At 70.4% G+C, this 17,532-nt stretch carries 16 protein-coding genes and 2 pseudogenes; 8 read left to right on the top strand and 10 right to left on the bottom strand.

The window, feature by feature from the left end; all coding sequences use genetic code 11:
- Positions 1–18: 18 nt before the first annotated feature.
- The 3 genes from AB0J80_RS36855 to AB0J80_RS36845 all read right to left on the bottom strand — a co-directional run bounded on the left by AB0J80_RS36855 (position 19) and on the right by AB0J80_RS36845 (position 2,221).
- Positions 19–321, bottom strand: coding sequence for a 2TM domain-containing protein (locus AB0J80_RS36855; protein WP_364714285.1), 303 nt, complete (start codon positions 319–321; stop codon positions 19–21).
- A 227-nt stretch (positions 322–548) separates the two neighbouring features.
- Positions 549–1,238, bottom strand: a complete 690-nt coding sequence (locus AB0J80_RS36850; RefSeq protein ID WP_364714283.1) for a CBS domain-containing protein — start codon at positions 1,236–1,238, stop codon at positions 549–551.
- 107 nt (positions 1,239–1,345) lie between these two features.
- On the bottom strand, positions 1,346–2,221 hold the full coding sequence (locus AB0J80_RS36845; protein ID WP_364714281.1) for a universal stress protein: 876 nt from the start codon (positions 2,219–2,221) through the stop codon (positions 1,346–1,348).
- A gap of 128 nt (positions 2,222–2,349) precedes the next feature.
- Here AB0J80_RS36845 and AB0J80_RS36840 point away from each other — a divergent pair, with 128 nt between their 5' ends.
- The 3 genes from AB0J80_RS36840 (at position 2,350) to AB0J80_RS36830 (ending at position 5,085) form a co-directional block, all read left to right on the top strand.
- On the top strand, positions 2,350–3,276 hold the full coding sequence (locus AB0J80_RS36840; protein WP_364714280.1) for a universal stress protein: 927 nt from the start codon (positions 2,350–2,352) through the stop codon (positions 3,274–3,276).
- Complete coding sequence (locus AB0J80_RS36835) at positions 3,273–3,521, top strand: SHOCT domain-containing protein (RefSeq protein ID WP_364714278.1); 249 nt, start codon at positions 3,273–3,275, stop codon at positions 3,519–3,521. Before AB0J80_RS36840 ends, AB0J80_RS36835 begins: the two co-directional genes overlap by 4 nt.
- Positions 3,522–3,612: 91 nt before the next feature.
- On the top strand, positions 3,613–5,085 hold the full coding sequence (locus tag AB0J80_RS36830; RefSeq protein ID WP_364714276.1) for a DUF4389 domain-containing protein: 1,473 nt from the start codon (positions 3,613–3,615) through the stop codon (positions 5,083–5,085).
- Positions 5,086–5,175: 90 nt separating this feature from the next.
- Here the strand turns inward: AB0J80_RS36830 and AB0J80_RS36825 are convergent.
- From AB0J80_RS36825 to AB0J80_RS36810, 4 genes and pseudogenes are all read right to left on the bottom strand, one after another.
- A pseudogene (locus tag AB0J80_RS36825) lies at positions 5,176–5,318 on the bottom strand (DNA-binding response regulator); the annotation flags it as partial.
- Positions 5,317–5,787: an ATP-binding protein gene (locus AB0J80_RS36820; RefSeq protein WP_364714274.1), complete on the bottom strand. Its 471-nt coding sequence runs from the start codon at positions 5,785–5,787 to the stop codon at positions 5,317–5,319. The gene AB0J80_RS36820 and the pseudogene AB0J80_RS36825, both read right to left, overlap by 2 nt.
- Positions 5,780–7,696 (bottom strand): SpoIIE family protein phosphatase, encoded by a 1,917-nt coding sequence (locus AB0J80_RS36815; protein WP_364714272.1) that lies wholly within the window; start codon positions 7,694–7,696, stop codon positions 5,780–5,782. Before AB0J80_RS36815 ends, AB0J80_RS36820 begins: the two co-directional genes overlap by 8 nt.
- A gap of 97 nt (positions 7,697–7,793) precedes the next feature.
- Complete coding sequence (locus AB0J80_RS36810; protein WP_364714270.1) at positions 7,794–8,135, bottom strand: STAS domain-containing protein; 342 nt, start codon at positions 8,133–8,135, stop codon at positions 7,794–7,796.
- 429 nt (positions 8,136–8,564) lie between these two features.
- Here AB0J80_RS36810 and AB0J80_RS36805 point away from each other — a divergent pair, with 429 nt between their 5' ends.
- A complete protein-coding gene (locus AB0J80_RS36805) occupies positions 8,565–8,780 on the top strand; it encodes a DNA-binding protein (RefSeq protein WP_364714269.1) in 216 nt (71 codons plus the stop codon).
- A 70-nt stretch (positions 8,781–8,850) separates the two neighbouring features.
- Here the strand turns inward: AB0J80_RS36805 and AB0J80_RS36800 are convergent, their stop codons facing one another.
- Positions 8,851–9,447, bottom strand: a complete 597-nt coding sequence (locus tag AB0J80_RS36800; protein WP_364714267.1) for a TetR/AcrR family transcriptional regulator — start codon at positions 9,445–9,447, stop codon at positions 8,851–8,853.
- A gap of 88 nt (positions 9,448–9,535) precedes the next feature.
- On the opposite strand from AB0J80_RS36800, the gene AB0J80_RS36795 reads away from it, so the two are divergent.
- Complete coding sequence (locus AB0J80_RS36795; RefSeq protein WP_364714265.1) at positions 9,536–11,020, top strand: NAD(P)/FAD-dependent oxidoreductase; 1,485 nt, start codon at positions 9,536–9,538, stop codon at positions 11,018–11,020.
- The gene (locus AB0J80_RS36790; RefSeq protein ID WP_364714263.1) at positions 11,017–11,934 is read left to right on the top strand and encodes an alpha/beta hydrolase fold domain-containing protein; all 918 of its coding nucleotides are present in this window, start codon (positions 11,017–11,019) and stop codon (positions 11,932–11,934) included. The genes AB0J80_RS36795 and AB0J80_RS36790 overlap by 4 nt, the downstream gene beginning before the upstream one ends.
- 76 nt (positions 11,935–12,010) lie before the next feature.
- On the opposite strand, the gene AB0J80_RS36785 is transcribed toward AB0J80_RS36790, so the two are convergent.
- Both AB0J80_RS36785 and AB0J80_RS36780 read right to left on the bottom strand, forming a co-directional pair.
- A complete protein-coding gene (locus tag AB0J80_RS36785; protein ID WP_364714261.1) occupies positions 12,011–14,188 on the bottom strand; it encodes a multicopper oxidase family protein in 2,178 nt (725 codons plus the stop codon).
- Positions 14,189–14,491: 303 nt separating this feature from the next.
- A complete protein-coding gene (locus AB0J80_RS36780; protein WP_364714259.1) occupies positions 14,492–15,766 on the bottom strand; it encodes a LuxR C-terminal-related transcriptional regulator in 1,275 nt (424 codons plus the stop codon).
- A 398-nt stretch (positions 15,767–16,164) separates the two neighbouring features.
- On the opposite strand from AB0J80_RS36780, the gene AB0J80_RS36775 reads away from it, so the two are divergent.
- Both AB0J80_RS36775 and AB0J80_RS36770 read left to right on the top strand, forming a co-directional pair.
- Positions 16,165–17,112 carry a hypothetical protein gene (locus tag AB0J80_RS36775; protein WP_364714257.1) on the top strand — a complete coding sequence of 316 codons (948 nt, stop codon included), beginning with the start codon at positions 16,165–16,167 and terminating at the stop codon, positions 17,110–17,112.
- A gap of 181 nt (positions 17,113–17,293) precedes the next feature.
- A pseudogene (locus tag AB0J80_RS36770) lies at positions 17,294–17,532 on the top strand (endoglucanase); the annotation flags it as partial.

Genomic DNA, 17,532 nt, shown 5'->3' with positions numbered 1-17,532 from the left:
TCGGGTGCGGGTCGGTGCTCAGTGGCCGCTGAGCCGGTGCATCTCCCGCTGGACGGCGTCCTCCGGCGGGTTCTCCGGGGCGTAGACGTCCCAGACGTGGAATGCCAGCCCGATGCCCCAGCCGAGCAGCGGGAACATCGGCCAGTAGAAGCCGCCCGGCGTGGTGAACAGCCAGATGCCGTTGAGGAACAGGTTCACCAGCACGTACGCAAGCAGGTGCGCCTGCAGGTCGCGCTTCTTGCGCAGCCGGGCCAGCGCCAGCCGACGTAGCTCGGCGGTGTCGTCCTCCGGGGTGACCCCGGCGGGGTGGAAGGTCGTCATGGTCGTCCACCCTCTTCTCCCTCGGTGTCCCACGAGACGGCGTGTCTCGCAGCTCGATGGTCGCCGACGGCACGACGGGCGGACAGAGTCGCGAGCCCAGGAGTGCGGGGCCGGTCTGCCCTCTCGCTGACGTCCCCTTCTCGTGGCCATCGGCCCTGTCAGCGGCAACCACGGCGAGCGATGCTGGACTCGACGCCACCGGAGCACCGGTCCGGCGACCAGGCCCCTCAGGCCACACCGTACGCGATGCCGGTGCCCAGAACGTTGCTGTCGTCGTAGTCGTACTCGAGCTTGTCCTCGACGCCGACCACGCCCGCGATCTGGCGGGTGAGCCGCTTGGCGATGTCGGCGCTGGACCAGCGGTCGACGCGGCCCTTGAGGGTCACCAGGCCGTCCTGGACCGTGACCTCGACCCTCGGGACGTCGTCGAGGAGATAGACCCGCAGGATGCCGTCCCGGACATCGTGAAGGATGTCGTCGTCCGAGCGCAGATGCACCTTGAGCAGATCGCCGCGGGAGACGATGCCGACCAGGCGGCCGAGGTCGTCGACCACCGGCAGGCGCTTGACGTTCTCCCGGTCCATCAGACGGGCGGCGGCGGCGATCGGCGTACCGTTCGGCGCGATCACCGGCGGGGAGCTCATCAGGTCGGCTGCGGTTCGTGCGTCGGCCTTGACCCGGTCGCCGCGCCGGCGCCGCCCTTCGAACAGCCGAGGCTTCTCGTCGCCCGCGTACTCGATCTTGCGGAGCAGGTCCGCTTCCGAGACCACGCCGGTGACCCGTTCGAAGTCGTCCACCACCGGCACGGCGCTGAGCCGATGCCGGATCAGCAGGTCCACCACCGTTCGGTAGGGGGTGTCCTCCGCAACCGTGACGACCGCCGTGGTCATGACGTCGTCCACATGCCAGTTCTTCATCACGAGACCTCCTTGTGGCGTCACTTCGAACGCTAGAAGCCCCGTTGGGCACCGGTCAGGGCCAAGAGTCCTCTTTCGGCGGGTCGAGTCGCAGGCCGCTCGAGAGATCACTTCCGCTGCCGGGCAGGGGATGAGGTGTGGGGTACGACCAGGACCGGGCGGAACGCGTGATGGAGCGTCGCCATGGCCACGGAGCCGAGCACGATCTCCTCGACGGCCGACCGCCCCCGCGATCCCATCGCGATGACGGCCGCTTCACGGCGGCGGGCGTACGTGCACAGCGCAGCCGCAATCGACCGCGTGGAGCTGGGCAGCATGCCGTCGCCATGCAGTACGGTGACCGACCGGCCGCTGGTCTCGAGGCCGTGTCCGGTGCCGTCCTCCACGGTGACCGGGACGATCTCTCGTTCCCGGAACAGGCGTTGCGCGGCAACCAGCGCGGCGTCGGCTCCGCCGGAGCCGTCCCAGCCGATCACGACAGGGCCGGCTCGCAGGGCGCCGGACTCCTCGGCCAGCAGCGGATGCGGTATCACCAGCACCGGCTCCCGGGCGTAGTGCACCACCATGTCGGACACGCTGCCGAGCAGCGCCCTGGTGCCGCCGAGTCCCCGTGATCCTACGATCACCGCCTGGGCGTCGAGCTTGCCGGCCAGCTCGGCGATCTGTACGCCGTCGCCGCCGTAGCCGCGCTCGACCACCGCCTCGGCGTCCCACCCCGCGGCACGCGCAAGCACGACACCGGCCCGGGCGATGCGCTCGGCCTCGCGGGCGCCTTCACGCTCGACCGCCTCCACGAACCGGTCGATCCCCGCTGTGCCGCTCCAGAGCCGCCGCCGCAGGGAATCACTGGCGAAGGGTGGTGTCCACAGATGCACGATGCTGGCCTGCGTGTCCGGGAACAAGGCCGCGCCGGCATCGATCGCGGCCATCGCCGCCGGGGAACCGTCGAAGCCGATGATCACTCGAGGTACCTGTGCGGTCATGGTTCCAGGCTCGGCGCGACGCCTGAACGGCACCAGGGCCGGAAGTCCGTCGCTGGTCACCGGGTGCCGAGCGCCCCATCGAAGTAGGACCAGTCGACCCTTCACCGGCGTTCCCCACGCGATCCAGGATGGGGAACACGGCCGAAGGGAGCACATCAATGGCTCGCACCGACATCGTCGTAGGAACCGACGGCACGATGGCCGGGGCCGCGGCCGTCCGCTGGGCCGCTGCAGAGGCAGCGCGGCGGAATGTGCTGTTGCGCATCGTGCATTGCTTCGACTGGGATCACGACTCGTATCGGCACGGCTGCAGCAGCGATTCGGCCAGAGCAGCACAGGCCATGGCCGATGCGGTGACGACTGCGGCGCTGCACCAGGCTCGCGCCGTCGCACCCGGTATCTGGCTGGAGGCGGACGCGATGATCGGCGACCCCGCCTCCCACCTGATCGAGCTTTCCGACGCCGTTGCGCTCGTGGTGGTCGGCAGCCGGGAACGAGGCGATCTTGCCGCCCTGATCCTGGGATCGGTGAGCCGCCGCGTAGCCGTGCATGCCTCGTGCCCGGTCACCGTCGTTCGTGGCCGTCGCGATGTGCGCGAGGCGCCGATCGCGGTCGGCGTCGACCTGTCCCCACGCGGCGAGATGGTGCTGCAGCGCGCGTACGAGCTCGCTGAGCTGCGCGGATGCGACCTGCGTGTGGTGCACAGCTACACACCGGTCATCTCTCCGTGGGTCGGCACCATGTCGACGACCGCCGTTCCGGCGCGCTTGCTGGACGAGGCCGAGGAGGACCGCCTGCACGCGCTGTTGGCGCCTTGGCAGGACAAGTACCCCCAGGTGGGCACAACCGTCTGCCTCACCCGCCGGCCCCCCGCAAGCGCTCTGACCCTCGCGTCGAAGCGTGCCGGGCTGCTGGTCGTAGGAAGCCACGGGCACGGCGCCGTCTCCGGCACGCTGCTCGGCTCCACCAGCCTGCACCTGCTGCACCACGCCGACTGCCCGGTGACGGTCGTCCACACTCGCGTGGCCCAGCTACAAGAAGGGAGCAGACGATGATGTACTACGGAAGCGGCATGGGCGCCGGAGGCTGGGTCCTCATGATCCTCACCGTGGCGCTGTTGGCGGCGCTGGTGTTCGTCCTGGTGCGGCCGCTCGCCGGCCGTACCGTCGAACCCCCCGCCTCGCCGGACCCGACCGCGGACGCCGAAAGGGTGCTGGCCGACCGCCTGGCCCGCGGCGACATCGACACCGACGAGTACCAGCGGCGCCTGCAAACGCTGCGAGCCGAGCGCCGACAGTAGAAGCCGGGCGACCGTCCGGGAGGGGACCTGCGGCCCTGCCCGTAACGGCGGCTGCGGCGGTGTGCTGAAGGCGACCGTTGCAGGAGGTGTCATGAACCGCTGTCCGCTGCGGGTCGAGGCACGGCGCGACGAGTCACTGAGCCGGTGGCTGTGGCTCGTCAAATGGCTGTTGCTGATCCCGCACTCCCTCATCCTGGCCGTGCTCTGGGTGGGCTTCGTCGTGCTCACCCTCGTCGCGTACCTCGCGGTCCTGATCACCGGCAGGTATCCGCACGCAATCCAGGCCTACAACGTCGGCGTGCTGCGGTGGACGTGGCGCGTGGGCTATTACGGCTACCAGGCGCTGGGCACCGACCGGTACCCGCCGTTCACACTGGCCGACGTACCCGACTATCCGGCGCGTTTGCGGGTGGATGCCCCGGCCCGGCCACGGCGGTGGCTGCCACTCGTTGCGTGGTTGTTCGCGATTCCGCACCTGGTGCTCGTCGGGGCGCTCACCGGGGGCGCCGCCCTCCTGCTGACCGCGGAGGACAACGGCAACGGCGTCCCGGTAGGCGTGGTGACCGCCGGAATCCTCATCGCCGGAGTCGGCCTGCTGTTCGCGCGGCGGTATCCCCGCGGCTTGTACGACCTGCTCGTCGGCGTCGCCCGCTGGAACCTCAGGGTCATCGCCTACCTCACGCTGCTGACGCCGTACCCGCCGTTCCGGTTGGATCAGGGCGAGCGTGAGCCGGACGGCGACCCGGACGACCCACCGGACCGCCCGCAGGCACACCACGGCTCCCGGCAAGGCTCCGTCGTGGGCCCGGTCACCGCACTCGTGGCGGGGGTGATCCTGCTGCTACCCGTCGTCGGCACCGGCGTCGCGGGAGGCGCCCTGCTCGCCCTCCAGAGCGGCCGCGACAGCTCGGGGTACGTCACGAGTTCCGCCCTGCAGCTGACATCCGCCACCGCAGCGGTCACCACCGAGGATCTCACCATCGAGCACGCCGGCGAATGGACGCGTCTTTTCGCCGACGTGGGCGGTGTGCGGATCAGCGCGGACAGCAGCACTGCTCAACCGGTGTTCGTCGGCATCGGCCGCCGATCCGACGTCGACCGCTGGTTGACCGGAACGGCCCGGGACCGGATCGCTGACGTGACCGGTACGACCGTCCGCTACGAGCGCACCAGCGGCGTGGTCCGGGCGACGACGACGCCCGCGGCACAGGACTTCTGGCTCGCCTCGACGAGCGGAACCTCCGGCGCCCGGATGACGTGGCGGGTCACCGACGGGCAATACACGGTGGTGCTCGCCAACGCCGACGGCTCCCCCGGCGTCTCCGCCGACGTGCGGGCCGCGACGCAGATCCCCGACCTGACAGGCCTGGGCATCGGCCTGCTCGTCAGCGGAGTCGTCCTGGGCGCGCTGGCAGTCATGCTGATCGTCGTCGGGGGCACGGGACTTGGTCGCCGTCACAGCGAACCGCCCACTCCCCCGGCGCCCCCGGCGCCTCCCGTGCCGCCGGGTGGATCGCCGCCGCAGTGGGAATCACCTCGCCCGTCCCTGACGGCTTCGCCTTGAGGCGGATGTACAGACCGGCCGCGCCGGGGCGTACGCCCCGGCGCGTGGCGGCCATGCCCGCTCATCACCTCGCCCTTGGCCGGTGAGCGACGCCGGTTCCAGCAGCTTCCGGCCGCCCGCGACCCGGGCGTACGGGAAGCCCGGCCATGATGGCGGCGAACAACGCCTCGTCGCCCTCGTACGAGGTCAGCATCAGCCCCTTTGATCGACGAGTCGACCGCTCGCAACGGCCTAGTCGGGACCCGGGCCACCCTTGAGGTCCTCAACCTCGATCGGCGCTGCAACGGGGCAGGTCAGAATGACGGTGGCGCCCTGGCTGTCGCTGGTCCAGGTGAGCTGGCCTCCGTGGCCGGCCAGCCACAGGCCGCGCCCGCTCAGTGCGCCCGGAGCCGGACGGCCAGGGGGATGTACCTGCGGAATCCCGGGGCCATGGTCAGTGATCCTGCACCGGAGGTGGTCGTCCGTACGTCGCAGCTCGAGGTGTCCATGACCGCCGCCGTGGCGCACGGCGTTGGTGGCGAGCTCGTGAACGGCGAGGACGAACCGGTACAGGGCGGGATCGGTGAGGCCGTTTCGCTCCGCGAGCCGAGTCACTTCATGGCGCAGCCCGTCGAGATCATCGTGGGCGAAGTCGCGGGCCGTCAGCGGGTGGCCCGGATCCCGGCCCGGATCGCCGTTCAAAGGGTGCTGCTGTTCAGGCATCGTTACCTTCGGAGCTCACGGCGGACTGGTCTGACTGGAGATTCTCGCTTGCCGCTATGTAATGGCGTACGGCCAGGATGCAGGTGTCGTCGTCGGGGTTGGCTCGGCGCAGCCGCGCCAGCAGGTCGGCCAGAGGTTGGCGGCTGCCCGAAGTGGAGATGTCGTTGAGCGTGGCGATGACAGGGGCGAGCCCCTCGGCGAGGGTGTGTCTACGGTGTTCGATCAGTCCATCGGTGTAGAACAGCAGCAGGTCGGCGGGGGCCAGGTTCACCGTGGCGCTGTCGTAGTTGGTGGTGCGGGCAGCACCGAGCAGCTGCCCGCGTGGCCGGGCCAGTTCGGTGGTGGTGCCGGCGCGGGCATGCAGCGGCGCAGGGTGCCCGCCCTGCGCCCAGGTCACCGATCGGTTCTGCGGATCGAACCGGGCAACCGCAGCGGTCGCGGTGGTGGCGCAGGAGTAGAGCAGCCGGTTGAGGTGCCACAGCAGGTGCGCCGGGTCGGTGGTGGTGGTCACGGTGAGGCCGGAGAGCATGTGCCGCAGCTGGGCCATCACCGTGGCGGCGTGCATACCGTGGCCGGCCACGTCGCCGATGGCGAGCACCACGCTGCCGTCGTCGGCTTCGGCAGCGTGGAACCAATCGCCGCCGACCCGACTGGCCTCCTCGGCCGGTAGGTAGCGGACGGCGACCCGCAGCCCGGGAAGGTCGAACGGCTCGGCGGGTACGGGCAGCACGATCTGCCGCAGTTGAGCGGCGAGTTCATGCTCAGCGGCAAGGCTGTGCTGGTGTTGCTGCAGCAACTGCTCCGCCTCGGCCAGCGCCGCCCGGGTCGTGTGCTGCATGGTGACGTCCTGGACGATGCCGTACACCTTCACCGGCCGGCCCTGTACATCGCGGACCGCGTCGACGACCGTGCGCACATGCTTGACCCGGCCACCGACGCGGATTCGGGTGGTGACATCGACGGTGTCCCCGCGCCCGAAGCCCTCCGCCGCCTGCCGGCGGATCGGCTCGTCCTCGGGCAGTGTCAGGGCGGTCTGCTCTTCGCTGGACAGCGGCCCCAGGGCTGGGTCGCGCTCATAGATGCGGTACAACTCGTCCGACCAGATGATCTGCCCGGTGATCAGATCGGCTTCACCCCAGCCGAGCTGACCCAGCCGTTCGGTTTGCGCTATCCGTTCGGCCTGCCGCGTCTGCTCGTCCTGGCGTACCCATCGGCTCAGCACTCCCGGCCCTACCGGCGAAACCCAGGCGCTCATCAACACGTTGGCGGGTGACCGATCACTCCTGCCCACGTAGGAGAAGGGCCCCACCTCGCGCGCCCGCCCGTCAGCCACCACGTCGCGCCAGGCCTGCCACACCGGCGTGTCCACCGTGGCGGGATATACCTCGGTAATGCGCCGGCCCACCGCCCGGGCCACGTTCTGGCCGGAGAAGTCGGCCGTCTCCTGACTTACTGCAACGACAACCCAATCGGTGATCTCGGAGCTGTCGCCGAACTCCGGCGACAGCACCATGAGGTTACCCGGCACCGCGTCGAGGACCTGCTGCATCAGCGGACCCCAGTCGTCGACCGCCCGTGGCGGTGCAGGCGCGGAAACCCGCTGCCCCGACCCCTCGCACCGGGGGCGCAGCGCCTGGTCCACCTCGACATCCAGGGGCCGGATGCCGGGCCCTCGACGGCCCTGGAGTGCCGTCAGGATCTCGCCGGCCACCGCAGTCACCGGGCGGCCCTGCTGCGCTGCGCGGTTGAGCAGATAGGTGTGGGCCTCGTCGACCTGGCAACCAACCCGGCCCGCCAGGAGCCCAGCTGCCCGTTGCACCTGTGCGGCGGGGTCCAGCTGTGCCCGCGCCACCGTCTCCTCCAGCGCGACCAGCCGCTGCCGGTACTCGTGATGCTGCTCCACGGTCATCGCGCCTCCGTCGGCGGCCCGCAGCGGTCCGCCCTGTCAGACGTTTCCTGCCGGCACCTCGAACGTACGGGTCCAGCGCCCCCGCCACTGTCGTTGCTCACCGCCCGGCACCGCTGCCGCCACCATCAGAGCCGCCCAGACCGAACAGCTCCAGCAGGCCGGCGATCTCGAATTGGCCGTACACATTCGCGTTGGGACGCTCCACCCGGAACGCGGCACCGCAATCCGCCGCGGCGCGCAGGACAGCCACCAACGCCCCGAGGCCCGAGGAATCCAGGAAGCTCACCTCGGCCACGTCCACCACTACCAGCTTCGGCCGACCCTCGGCCACCGCCTCTCGCATCGCCTGCGTGATCGGCGCCGAGTTGACGAAGTCGATATCGCCGCGCAACGCCAAACAGAGCGTCCCTTGATCAAGGCTGACCGACAACGGCCCCACACCCGCCACCTCCTCGCGACAGGCCGACAAGGGCCAGTCTCCACCGGCACTCCCCTAGCGGTTTACCGGACACCGACCGCCCGGCATATGGCCCAACCGGTGCGGTTACCGCACGTTCACCCTCACGGTACGCGGCCATCGACTGCGTTCACCCTGGAGAGGGTCGCCGGCAGTGAAGTGACCCTTGGAACCGGACGCCGCCGGACTTGGATCCTTGCCGAAGAACACTGCCGCTGCTGCTCCGAAACTGAGCGATTGCCCGCGCCACGGGCCGGCCGTGACGTCCGTCCACTCGCGCGCGTCTGGGCAGGTATGGCTCGGAGCTCACACCGACAGCTGGCGCAATAGGAGCGATCTCCGATCGCCGCGGCGCTGGCCGCCCAGCTGACCCTGCGGCTCGACCATAGTCACCTGACTATAGTCGTGGGTATGGGGTCACGACCAGTGCGGCTCATGGGAGCGCATGAGATCCGGATTCGGCTGGGCGTCACCCGGCAGCGCACCTACCAAATCACGAGTCAACTGGACTTCCCCCGCCCGGTCGCAGATCTTGCTCAAGGCAAGGTGTGGTTGGCCGAGGACGTAGAGGCCTGGATCGCGGCCCATCGGTCGCCGGCGGCTGACGTGCCGAACAAGCGGCATTGATCGTCGCGCCATCCGCGGCTTCAGCGAGGACAGCGCCGGGTTGTCGCCGCGTCGGTTCCGAGAGGGCTGATCAGCCCGGGTCGGAACCGACGAGCGCCTGCAACGTCTCGGTCAGAGTGTCGACCGGCCGCTGCGGGTCGAGGCTGCGCCCGATGGCCAGCCCGATCGCGAGGTCGAGCAGGGCCGCGGCGAGCGTCGGCACCGGCAGCGCCGGGCGCCGGCCGTCACGGTCGAACTGGCCGGCGAGGGCTGCGGCGAGCAGCTCGACCGCGGCCCGGTGCTTGCGGACCAGGCCGTCGCGCAGGACCGGGTCACGGCGGGCCTGCACCGCGAGCTCGATGCCGAGCAGGGTCCAGCCGGCGTCGCCGACGGCGTGTTCGGCCCAGTCGCGCAGGGCGTCCGCCCGTTGGGCCCAGGTGTCCCCGGCGGCCAGGGCCGCGGCGACGGCCGCCAGTTCCTCCTGCTCGAGCTGCTCGAGGACGGCCAGGCAGAGCTCGTCCTTGCTGCGGAAGTTGGAGTAGACGGCGCCCTTGGAGAAGCCGGCCGCCTCGGCGACCTTCTCCAGCGAGGTGGCGTGGTAGCCGTCCCTCAGGAACAGCAACCGGGCTGTCTCGAGGAGCTGCTCGCGGGTGCGTTCGCGGCTCTCGGTCCGGCTCAGTCGGCGCATCGCCCCATCCTAGGTCCCCCTACCGTTGGACTTCGAATACCTATAGTCTTCCGATACCGTGGGTATCTCAAAAGAAGGAGAGGGCGGCATGGACGAGGAGGGGAACTTCGAGGTGGTGATCGTCGGCGCCGGCTGCTCCGGCATCGGCGCGGCCATCGCGCTGCGGCGAGCCGGCGTGCACGACTTCCTCGTGCTGGAGCGGGCGGACGACGTGGGCGGGGTTTGGCGGGACAACACCTACCCCGGCTGCGCCTGCGACGTGCCGTCAGTGCTCTATTCGTACTCCTTCGCGCCCAACCCCGCCTGGTCGCGGCTCTATTCCGGACAGGCGGAGATCGGCGCCTATCTGCGCCGTACCGCGCACGAGCACGGGGTGCTGCCGCACCTGCGGTACGGCACCGAGCTGCGGTCGGCGCGCTGGGACGAACTCACTGGGCGCTGGCACCTGGACACCGGCCGGGGGCGGTACACCGCCCGGGTGCTCGTCGCCGCCGCCGGACCGATCGCCGAGCCGGCCGTGCCCGACCTGCCGGGGCTGGACACCTTCGCCGGCACCGCTTTCCACTCCGCCCGCTGGGACCACGGACACGACTTGACCGGCCGGCGCGTGGCCGTGGTAGGCACCGGCGCCTCGGCGGTGCAGTTCGTCCCGAAGATCGCCCCCCACGTCGGCGAGCTGCACCTGTTCCAGCGCACGGCGTCCTGGGTGCTGCCCAAGTTCGACGGTCCGGTGCCGCCGGCGGTCCAGCGACTGTTCCGGCGGATCCCCGCCGCTCAGGCTGCCGCCCGCGGCGCGGTGTACGCACTGCACGAAGCGGTCGGCGTCGGCTTCGACCGGCCCAGGGCGATGCGGCCGATCGAGCGGTGGGCGCTGCGCCGGATGCACCAGGCCGTCACCGACCCGGATCTGCGCGAGGTGCTCACCCCCCGGTTCGCCCTCGGATGCAAGCGGATCCTCTTCTCCAACGAGTACTACCCGGCGCTCACCCGGCCCAATGTGCAGGTGCACGCGACCGGCGTACGGGAGATGCGCGCGGACGCCGTGGTCGGCGTCGATGGCAGTGTCACGCCGGTCGACACGATCATCTTCGGCACCGGCTTCCGGGTGACCGACCCGCCGATCGCCGAGCGGATCGCCGGCCGGGACGGCCGCACCCTCAGCGAGGCCTGGCGGGGCAGTCCCACCGCGTACCTGGGCACCACGGTCACCGGCTACCCGAACCTGTTCCTCACCCTCGGGCCCAACAGCGGCTCCGGACACGCCTCGGCGTTCAGCATCATCGAGCCGCAGCTCCATTACCTGGTCGACGCGGTCCGCACGATGCGCCGGCGCGGGCTCGCCACCGTCGAGCTGCGCCCCGAGGTGCAGGCGGAGCACGACATCGCGCTGCACCGCGCGCTCGCCGGCACGGTCTACAACGCCGGCGGCTGCGCCAGCTACTACCTGGATCGCACTGGTCGCAACAGCACGATCTGGCCGTGGTCCATCACCACGCTGCGGCGCCGGCTGCGCCACTTCGACGCCGACCGGTACGTCCTCCGCGAGGCTGCGCCGACCCTCGAAGCCCGATGAGCGCCACCCCAGCCACGGCGCCGAGCTGGCAGCATGCCGCGGTGGTCCGTGCCCTGCGGCTGGTACGGGCCAACCGGATCCTGGCTCCGGGCCGGGTACCGAAGCCCAACGCACCGGCCCGCCGTCGTCGGCTCCCCCCGCCGCCACCGTGGACCCGGCGAGGTGTACAGGTCGAGCGCAGCGCCCACCTCGGCTGGCCGATGTGGACCCTGCGTTCCGCGCGCCGGCCCGGTGACGGGGCGGTCGTGGTGGCACTGCACGGCGGCGCCTACGTGCGGGAGATCACGGCCGCACACTACGGCTACTACGCCGACCTCGTGCGGCGCACCGGAAGTGCCGTGATGGTGCCCGGCTACCCGCTGGCGCCGGCCGGCACGGCCGGGACCGTCGTCCCCGCCGTGGCGGACCTGCTCACTCGAATCATTGCCGAGCACGGCCCAGCCGCCGTTCGGGTGCTGGGCGATTCAGCCGGCGGCGGCCTCGCCCTGGCCGCCGTGCAGGAGCTCCGCCGCCGCGGCGCGCTGGTGCCGGGTCGGCTGGTACTGCTCAGCCCCTGGTTGGACGTGACCCTCAGCGACGCGCGCAGCGCCACGGTGGCCGACCCGATGCTCGACCTGGCCGGCATGCGGGCCTGCGGACGGCTGTGGGCCGGTCGGCTCAGCCCGACCGATCCGATGGTCAGCCCGTTGTTCGGGCCGCTCGACGGGCTGCCGCCGACGACCGTCTACGCCGGCACGCTGGACCTGCTGCACCCCGACGCGGTCCGGCTGCGGGAGGGGGCCGGGGCCGCCGGGTCGGAGGTACGGCTGGAGCTGCGCACCGGTCTGCTGCACGACTGGCTGCTGGTCCCGATGCTGCCCGAGGCCCGCCGTGCCCGCGGCGACATCCACCGGTTGCTGGCCCGGGCCGGCTAAGACCGTGTATCAGTAGGTCGCGAGGTTGGTGAAGCGATGCGCCGTTGCGAGTCACGCGGTGATGCGCGATAGCGGCCTATGGCTGCCGGACCACGAACCTGCCCATCATGGCGAGGTCCTCGTGTTCGATCATGTGGCAGTGGAAGACGTACTCACCCACGTTGTCGTTGAACGTGGTTGCCACCGATATGCCCTCGCCCTGCGGCACGAGGAAGGTCTCCTTCAGCCCCGCCTCCGCGGGCGGGATGGGCAAGGGGGTGCCGACTGTGGGGTTGTTGAAGTCACCGGCCACCCGGAACCGGCGCACCAGTCTCCAGTCGACGTCATGCAGATGGATGGCATGCGGTGACGGTGACACATTGAAGAACGTCCAACGCTCGGTGGTCCCGCGGACCGGGTCTGCGTCGATGCGGTCGGGATCGAACGACTGGTTGTTGATGGTCCACCGACCGTTACGGATCCGCAGGTCGAACTCGCGGTCCCGAGTCGGCGTGGGCAGCGGCGGCACCGGACGCAGCGTGGCCGGCACCGTACTCGGATCGGTGGCGACATCCCGGTCGACCCGGAACTGGATGAGTTCGCGCGGCGGGTTGCCGTTGGTGCCGGTCGTTTCCGTGTCCAGCAGCACCAGGTTCTGCCCGAGCAGCCCGTTGAAGTCGACGACGATCTCCGCCCGCTCGGCCGGCTGCAGGTTGATGGAGGTGCGCTGCACCGGTGCCGGCAGGAGACCACTCTCGGTGCCGATCTGCGTCATCGCCGCTCCGTTGCTCAGTGCCAGCGTCATCGGGCGCCGGTTGGCGGCGTTGAGGATCCGGATCCGGTACCGGCGGTCGGCCACGTCGAAGTAAGGCTGCGGCCGGCCGTTGACCAGCCACGTGTCGCCGACCGTGCCGAACAGCTGGAAGTTGTACGGGATCTGGTTGTTCGCGTCGAAGGTGCGGTCGGTGATGATGAGCGGAACATCGAACTGGTCGCGGGGCAGCGGCAGCGCGGAGTCCACGGCGTCGTCCACGATGAGCAACCCTACGAGGCCGTTCCAGACGTTACGGCCCGTGACGTCCATGCGGTGGTCGTGGTACCACTGCGTGGCGGCCCGCTCGGGACCGCCGCTCTCCGTGTTGTCGTAGACGTACGTACGCTGGCCGCCCTGCCCGATCAGCTGGGTGTTCGGCTGGCCGTCCTCGGTCGACAGGGCGTGGCTGCCGTGCTGGTGGACCGTGAGCTGACCGGCGGCACCCGGCAGGTTGTTCTGGAACGTGATGCGGGTGGGCTGACCGCTCGGCCGCCGGATGATCGGGCCGGGGAAGAGCCCGTTGTACGTCCACATCTGCGTCGCCGGGCCGGTCGGCATGATCTGCACGCTGGCCTGTCGCATCTGGATGGTGATGGCAGCGTCGGTGAGTGTCGGCGGGATGTTGAGTGGGGTGCTGAACGGGACGACCGCGGCCGTGGCGGGACGGCTCCACGCCACGTCGCCCGCGACCAGGAGCGCAGCGAGTCCGACCAGGGCCGTCATCCGGTACCGGAGCCGGGCCGAGCGATCCGTGCCGCGGCCGGTCACCCCGGTCGGTCTGCGCCTGCGGGCCACGAACAGTACGAGCAGCATCAACGGCAGAGCCACCAGCACGACGAAGAAGGTGTCCTGGATCGCGAACGCCACGGTGTTCGCCCCGGAACCCGCGACGGCGTCATTCGCGGGTGCGTAGAACGGTGCGTTCATCGCGGCGTGGTCAGCCGCCGAGTGCCCGGTTGTTGCCAGCATTTCGTGGTGCGCCCGCTCCACGGTCCGGGCGTCAGCACCCGCGAGAGCGTCCTGCGCACGGCGGCATTCCGCCTCGCTGAACATCGGCAGACACGACGTGTCGTACCGGACCGCCGCGAGGTTCGGCTCATCCGGCGTCGCCTGCAGGGCGGTCCGGATGCCACCCTGAAGCGGCGCTGTGAGGAGGAGAAGTCCCGCGAAAAGGCCCGCGGTCACGCCTGCATGCGCCCACAGCGAGAACGGCCCACCGGCGCGCCGGCCGGCCCACCACGCAGTCCCGGCCACCGCCAGCAGGGCCGGCGGCAGCGCGACGAGCGCCCCCACGCTCAGGTGCCGCAGGCCGTGGGGGTCACCGCCGACGAGCACGTCTGGTGGCATGACGCACCACCAGGCGGTCACGGCCAGAGTCAGCAGAAGGGCGACGAGCGAGATCGTTCCGGTCGTGGTGACCGGTCGGGGCCGACGGCCCGTACCGGTGGAAGCCTGGTCCATGTCGTTCTGCCTTCCCGGTGGTTGGGCGTCGCCCGGCCGCCCCGATCGGTCGATACGAGCGGGCTGGGCGCAGGCGGGCAGCGGTGGGAGACCCCTGGAGGAGACGGGGTGGCGCGGTGGTGAGCGGCGGCAAGCCCTCGGCGTGGCGCGCGGCCGGCGGGAACCGTGACCGGCGGCTGGAGACCCGTGGGTGCGGCGATGCCTTCGAGGAGTGTATGGCGGCTGCCGATTCGGCGAAGTAGCCAGAAACCCCCGGGGGTACGCTCCGCATCCCCCGGGGGCCGCCGGGCGGACGCCACCCGGTCAGGCCGACTCGGGATCCAGCAGTCCCAGCGCGTAGGCCTTGCTCAGAGCGGCCGCCCGGTTGTACACGCCGAGCTTGCGGAACAGATGGCTCTGCGCGTTCTCCACGGTTTTCGCCGCGATGCCGAGTGCGCGCGCTGTCTGCCGCACCGTGCAGTTGCGTTCGATGCAGCGCAGGATGTCGTGTTCGCGGGGAGTGAGGGCCAGGGCCGGGGTGGGCGGATGCGCCGCCGCTGCCCACAGTGATTCGGCGAGCAGCGCCCCGGCAGCCGGATCCATCGCCATGTAGCCCACAGCCGCCAGTTCGAGAACGGGGATCAGCCGGTCGGCGACATCGCCGGACTGGATGATGGCGATCACCCCCTGCGACAGGGCGTACTCCATGAGCAGGTGGTCGACCGCGTCGTCGTGCACAAGGACGGCAAACCCGCCCAGGGTGGCGCCTAGCCGCCACTGTTGCGGTGTAGGGCTCACCAGGATCCGGATCACCGTTCCGGGATACAGGCGCGGCCATTCGAGCTCGGCGACCGGTGCCCGAAGGAGCTCCCGGACCATCGGAAAGCCGTGCCTGATCAGAGTCATCTGGACCGCGTCGAGCGTGGGGCCGCTCGCGCCGAGCAGCACCGGGAGCAACGAGCGGCCGGGTCGCCCGGTGCCCCGGCCCGCCAGTGCCGGGTGGTGCGCCGACGGAGTCCACTCGATGAGCCCGAGGCGGGCAGCCCGGGTGATGGCCTGCGCTGCGCTGGTGGCGTTGAGCTTGGCGTACACGCTGCGCTTGTGGTGGCCCACCGTGCCGGGGCTGATGTTCAGCATCCGGGCGATCTCGCCCGCCTGGTACCCGGAGGCGACCAGCAGCAGAACCGTCCGCTGGCGTGCCGTGAGGCCTTTACCGATCGAGCTGGGTTCCCCGCCGGCGGGTAGTGCGCGCAGCAGGGCCGACAAGCCGTGCAGACCGGGCGAGTACGGGACCACCGCCGTAGCCCCGGACTTGCGCATGGCTGCCTGGTCCAGCACCGTGCCATGCTCGTACACGAGAACCAGGCGCAACGCGGGATGCCGGGCACGCAGTGAGCGAACCGTCGTGAGCGCCTCGTCCATCCGAAAGCCGGCGTCGATCACCGCGGTGTCCGGATCCTGCGATCCGGTCAATGCGAGCAGCCGTCGTGCGTCCGCCACCTCCCCGATGATCGTGAAGCCCCGCACGGTTCTCAAGTACGCCGCCAGCGCGTCCCGGCGGAGCTGATCGGGCGAGCACACCACGATTCGGCGGCGCACGGCGCCATCCTGCAGCGTCACATGTCTATTTCAATCTTTTATCGATATTTGTCAATGATCTGTAAGGTCGGTGAACGCCATCCCGCAGTCACCGTGCTGGGCGAAGGGATGGTTCAGGCCGGTCGCATCTCCCTGGACTCGCAAGGCAATCAACTCCTATGGGCAGCGCGGTGCTCCCTCGAAGCCGAGCTTCGAGCCGGATCCCGGGCTCGACCTGCCCGCCGTCCACGTCGTGGCGCGCGGCTCCACCTGAGGCCGTGCGGCGAATCCATGCACGATAGGCTCCGCGAAATTCGTCGTAGACATCGAGGGCCATCGTGCTGCAAGAGCAGGAGTGCGTCTCCCGGACGCCGCGCGGTTGGGAGACGCAGACCGCTGCCGTCATCGTCGCCATCGCGGTGGCGGCCGTCCTCGGCATGATTCTGCTCGTCAGCGATTTCGCGCTGTGGGCGTACCTGGCCTCCGAAGGTGCGACAGGCCTGTCCCCGATGGTGCGCACCGTATTCGAGAACGCGGCGGCGTTTGACCTGATCTATCTGTTACTGGTGCTCGGATATGTCGGTGGCTTCGTGTGGTGGCAGCACAGCACCCGGCAGCTGCTGCGGCGCATCGGCGACAGCACGGGTGCCGCCGCCCGCCATTGGGCGGTAGGGGCCTGGAACGGGCTCATCGTCGCCGGGTTTCTGATCCGCTTCGCCATCACCAGCAGCAGCGGGGAGCCTGAGACCAGGATCGCCTACACGTCGCTGGGAGTAGGCCTGCGCGTCGTCGCCATTTCGCTGTTGCTGATCGGCGTTTGGGAAATCCGAGGACAAGTACGCGAGGCCGTGGCCGACAGCGGCGTCGTCCTACGCGTCGAGGACATGCCCGCGCGCGCATCCGCGATCCCCGCCCAGCTACTTGCCGCGCCCGCGGCGCCCGCACCGGCCGCGGACCTGCCCGACGCCGACGACGAGTTCTGGGACCGGGTCCGGCGGACGGCCGCCGGGCTGCGCCAAGACCTCGCCCTGCTCGAGTCGTCCGGACCGTACGAGCACCGGTGGCTATGGGTTCCGGCGAGCGGCGACGTCACCTCCGCGCGCGCCGCCGTCGCGCCCGACGCGGTGATCACGATCTTCTCGAAGCCGCCGGTAGCGAACGAAGCGAAGGGCTTCGAACCGGAGCCTGCGGAGGGGTATCACGGCTTCCTCGAGGACGCCGAGTCCGGAGTTCTGTGGTTCCAGTCCGTGGCGCCCCATCGAGTACCCATGTTCCTGGCCCGGGCCCGGTCCGCGGCCCGGTGGGGTCTGTACCCGATCGGGGATCCAACCGCGATCACGGCGGTGAACCGAGCACTCCGACCCTGATGAGATCGAGGACTTCTCAAGTACGCCGGCTGGCGACCGATTCAAGCGCACACCGACGTACGCCGGTCCGCGGACAACCGGACGGCACCCGTACGGGCACTGGCGGCGCACCGCAGCCCTGTGAATCTCTTTCGTATGCCCGGCCGATGACGAGGCCGGACAACTCGGGGGAGATCAGATTTTGCGTCGCTCGACCATTCGCCAGACGGTTCTGTCGCTGACCGCGGTCCTCGCCGGTATCGGCGCGGCACTCGCCGGACCGACCGGGGCGCAGGCCGCACCCGCGGCCCCCACCGCCGAATGTGTCACCGATGTCCGGCTTGTTCCGTCGTGTGGCGTGCTGTGGGGCGCCGCGGCCGGTGGTTTCACCGACGCGCCGCGCGATGCCGCGCTCAAGGACTGGGAGAAGCTCAGCGGCCG

Source organism: Actinoplanes sp. NPDC049548 (genome assembly GCF_040676695.1).
Taxonomy (GTDB): domain Bacteria; phylum Actinomycetota; class Actinomycetes; order Mycobacteriales; family Micromonosporaceae; genus Actinoplanes.
Note: the sequence above shows the minus strand (reverse complement) of the source record. Positions and strands in the feature narration are given on the sequence as shown.

Bases quoted from the DNA above. Each gene is read 5' to 3' on its own strand.
- AB0J80_RS36855 (WP_364714285.1), bottom strand. From the start codon at position 321: ATGACGACCTTCCACCCCGCCGGGGTCACCCCGGAGGACGACACCGCC.
- AB0J80_RS36850 (WP_364714283.1), bottom strand. From the start codon at position 1,238: ATGAAGAACTGGCATGTGGACGACGTCATGACCACGGCGGTCGTCACG.
- AB0J80_RS36845 (WP_364714281.1), bottom strand. From the start codon at position 2,221: ATGACCGCACAGGTACCTCGAGTGATCATCGGCTTCGACGGTTCCCCG.
- AB0J80_RS36840 (WP_364714280.1), top strand. From the start codon at position 2,350: ATGGGGAACACGGCCGAAGGGAGCACATCAATGGCTCGCACCGACATC.
- AB0J80_RS36835 (WP_364714278.1), top strand. From the start codon at position 3,273: ATGATGTACTACGGAAGCGGCATGGGCGCCGGAGGCTGGGTCCTCATG.
- AB0J80_RS36830 (WP_364714276.1), top strand. From the start codon at position 3,613: ATGAACCGCTGTCCGCTGCGGGTCGAGGCACGGCGCGACGAGTCACTG.
- AB0J80_RS36820 (WP_364714274.1), bottom strand. From the start codon at position 5,787: ATGCCTGAACAGCAGCACCCTTTGAACGGCGATCCGGGCCGGGATCCG.
- AB0J80_RS36815 (WP_364714272.1), bottom strand. From the start codon at position 7,696: ATGACCGTGGAGCAGCATCACGAGTACCGGCAGCGGCTGGTCGCGCTG.
- AB0J80_RS36805 (WP_364714269.1), top strand. From the start codon at position 8,565: ATGGGGTCACGACCAGTGCGGCTCATGGGAGCGCATGAGATCCGGATT.
- AB0J80_RS36800 (WP_364714267.1), bottom strand. From the start codon at position 9,447: ATGCGCCGACTGAGCCGGACCGAGAGCCGCGAACGCACCCGCGAGCAG.
- AB0J80_RS36795 (WP_364714265.1), top strand. From the start codon at position 9,536: ATGGACGAGGAGGGGAACTTCGAGGTGGTGATCGTCGGCGCCGGCTGC.
- AB0J80_RS36790 (WP_364714263.1), top strand. From the start codon at position 11,017: ATGAGCGCCACCCCAGCCACGGCGCCGAGCTGGCAGCATGCCGCGGTG.
- AB0J80_RS36785 (WP_364714261.1), bottom strand. From the start codon at position 14,188: ATGGACCAGGCTTCCACCGGTACGGGCCGTCGGCCCCGACCGGTCACC.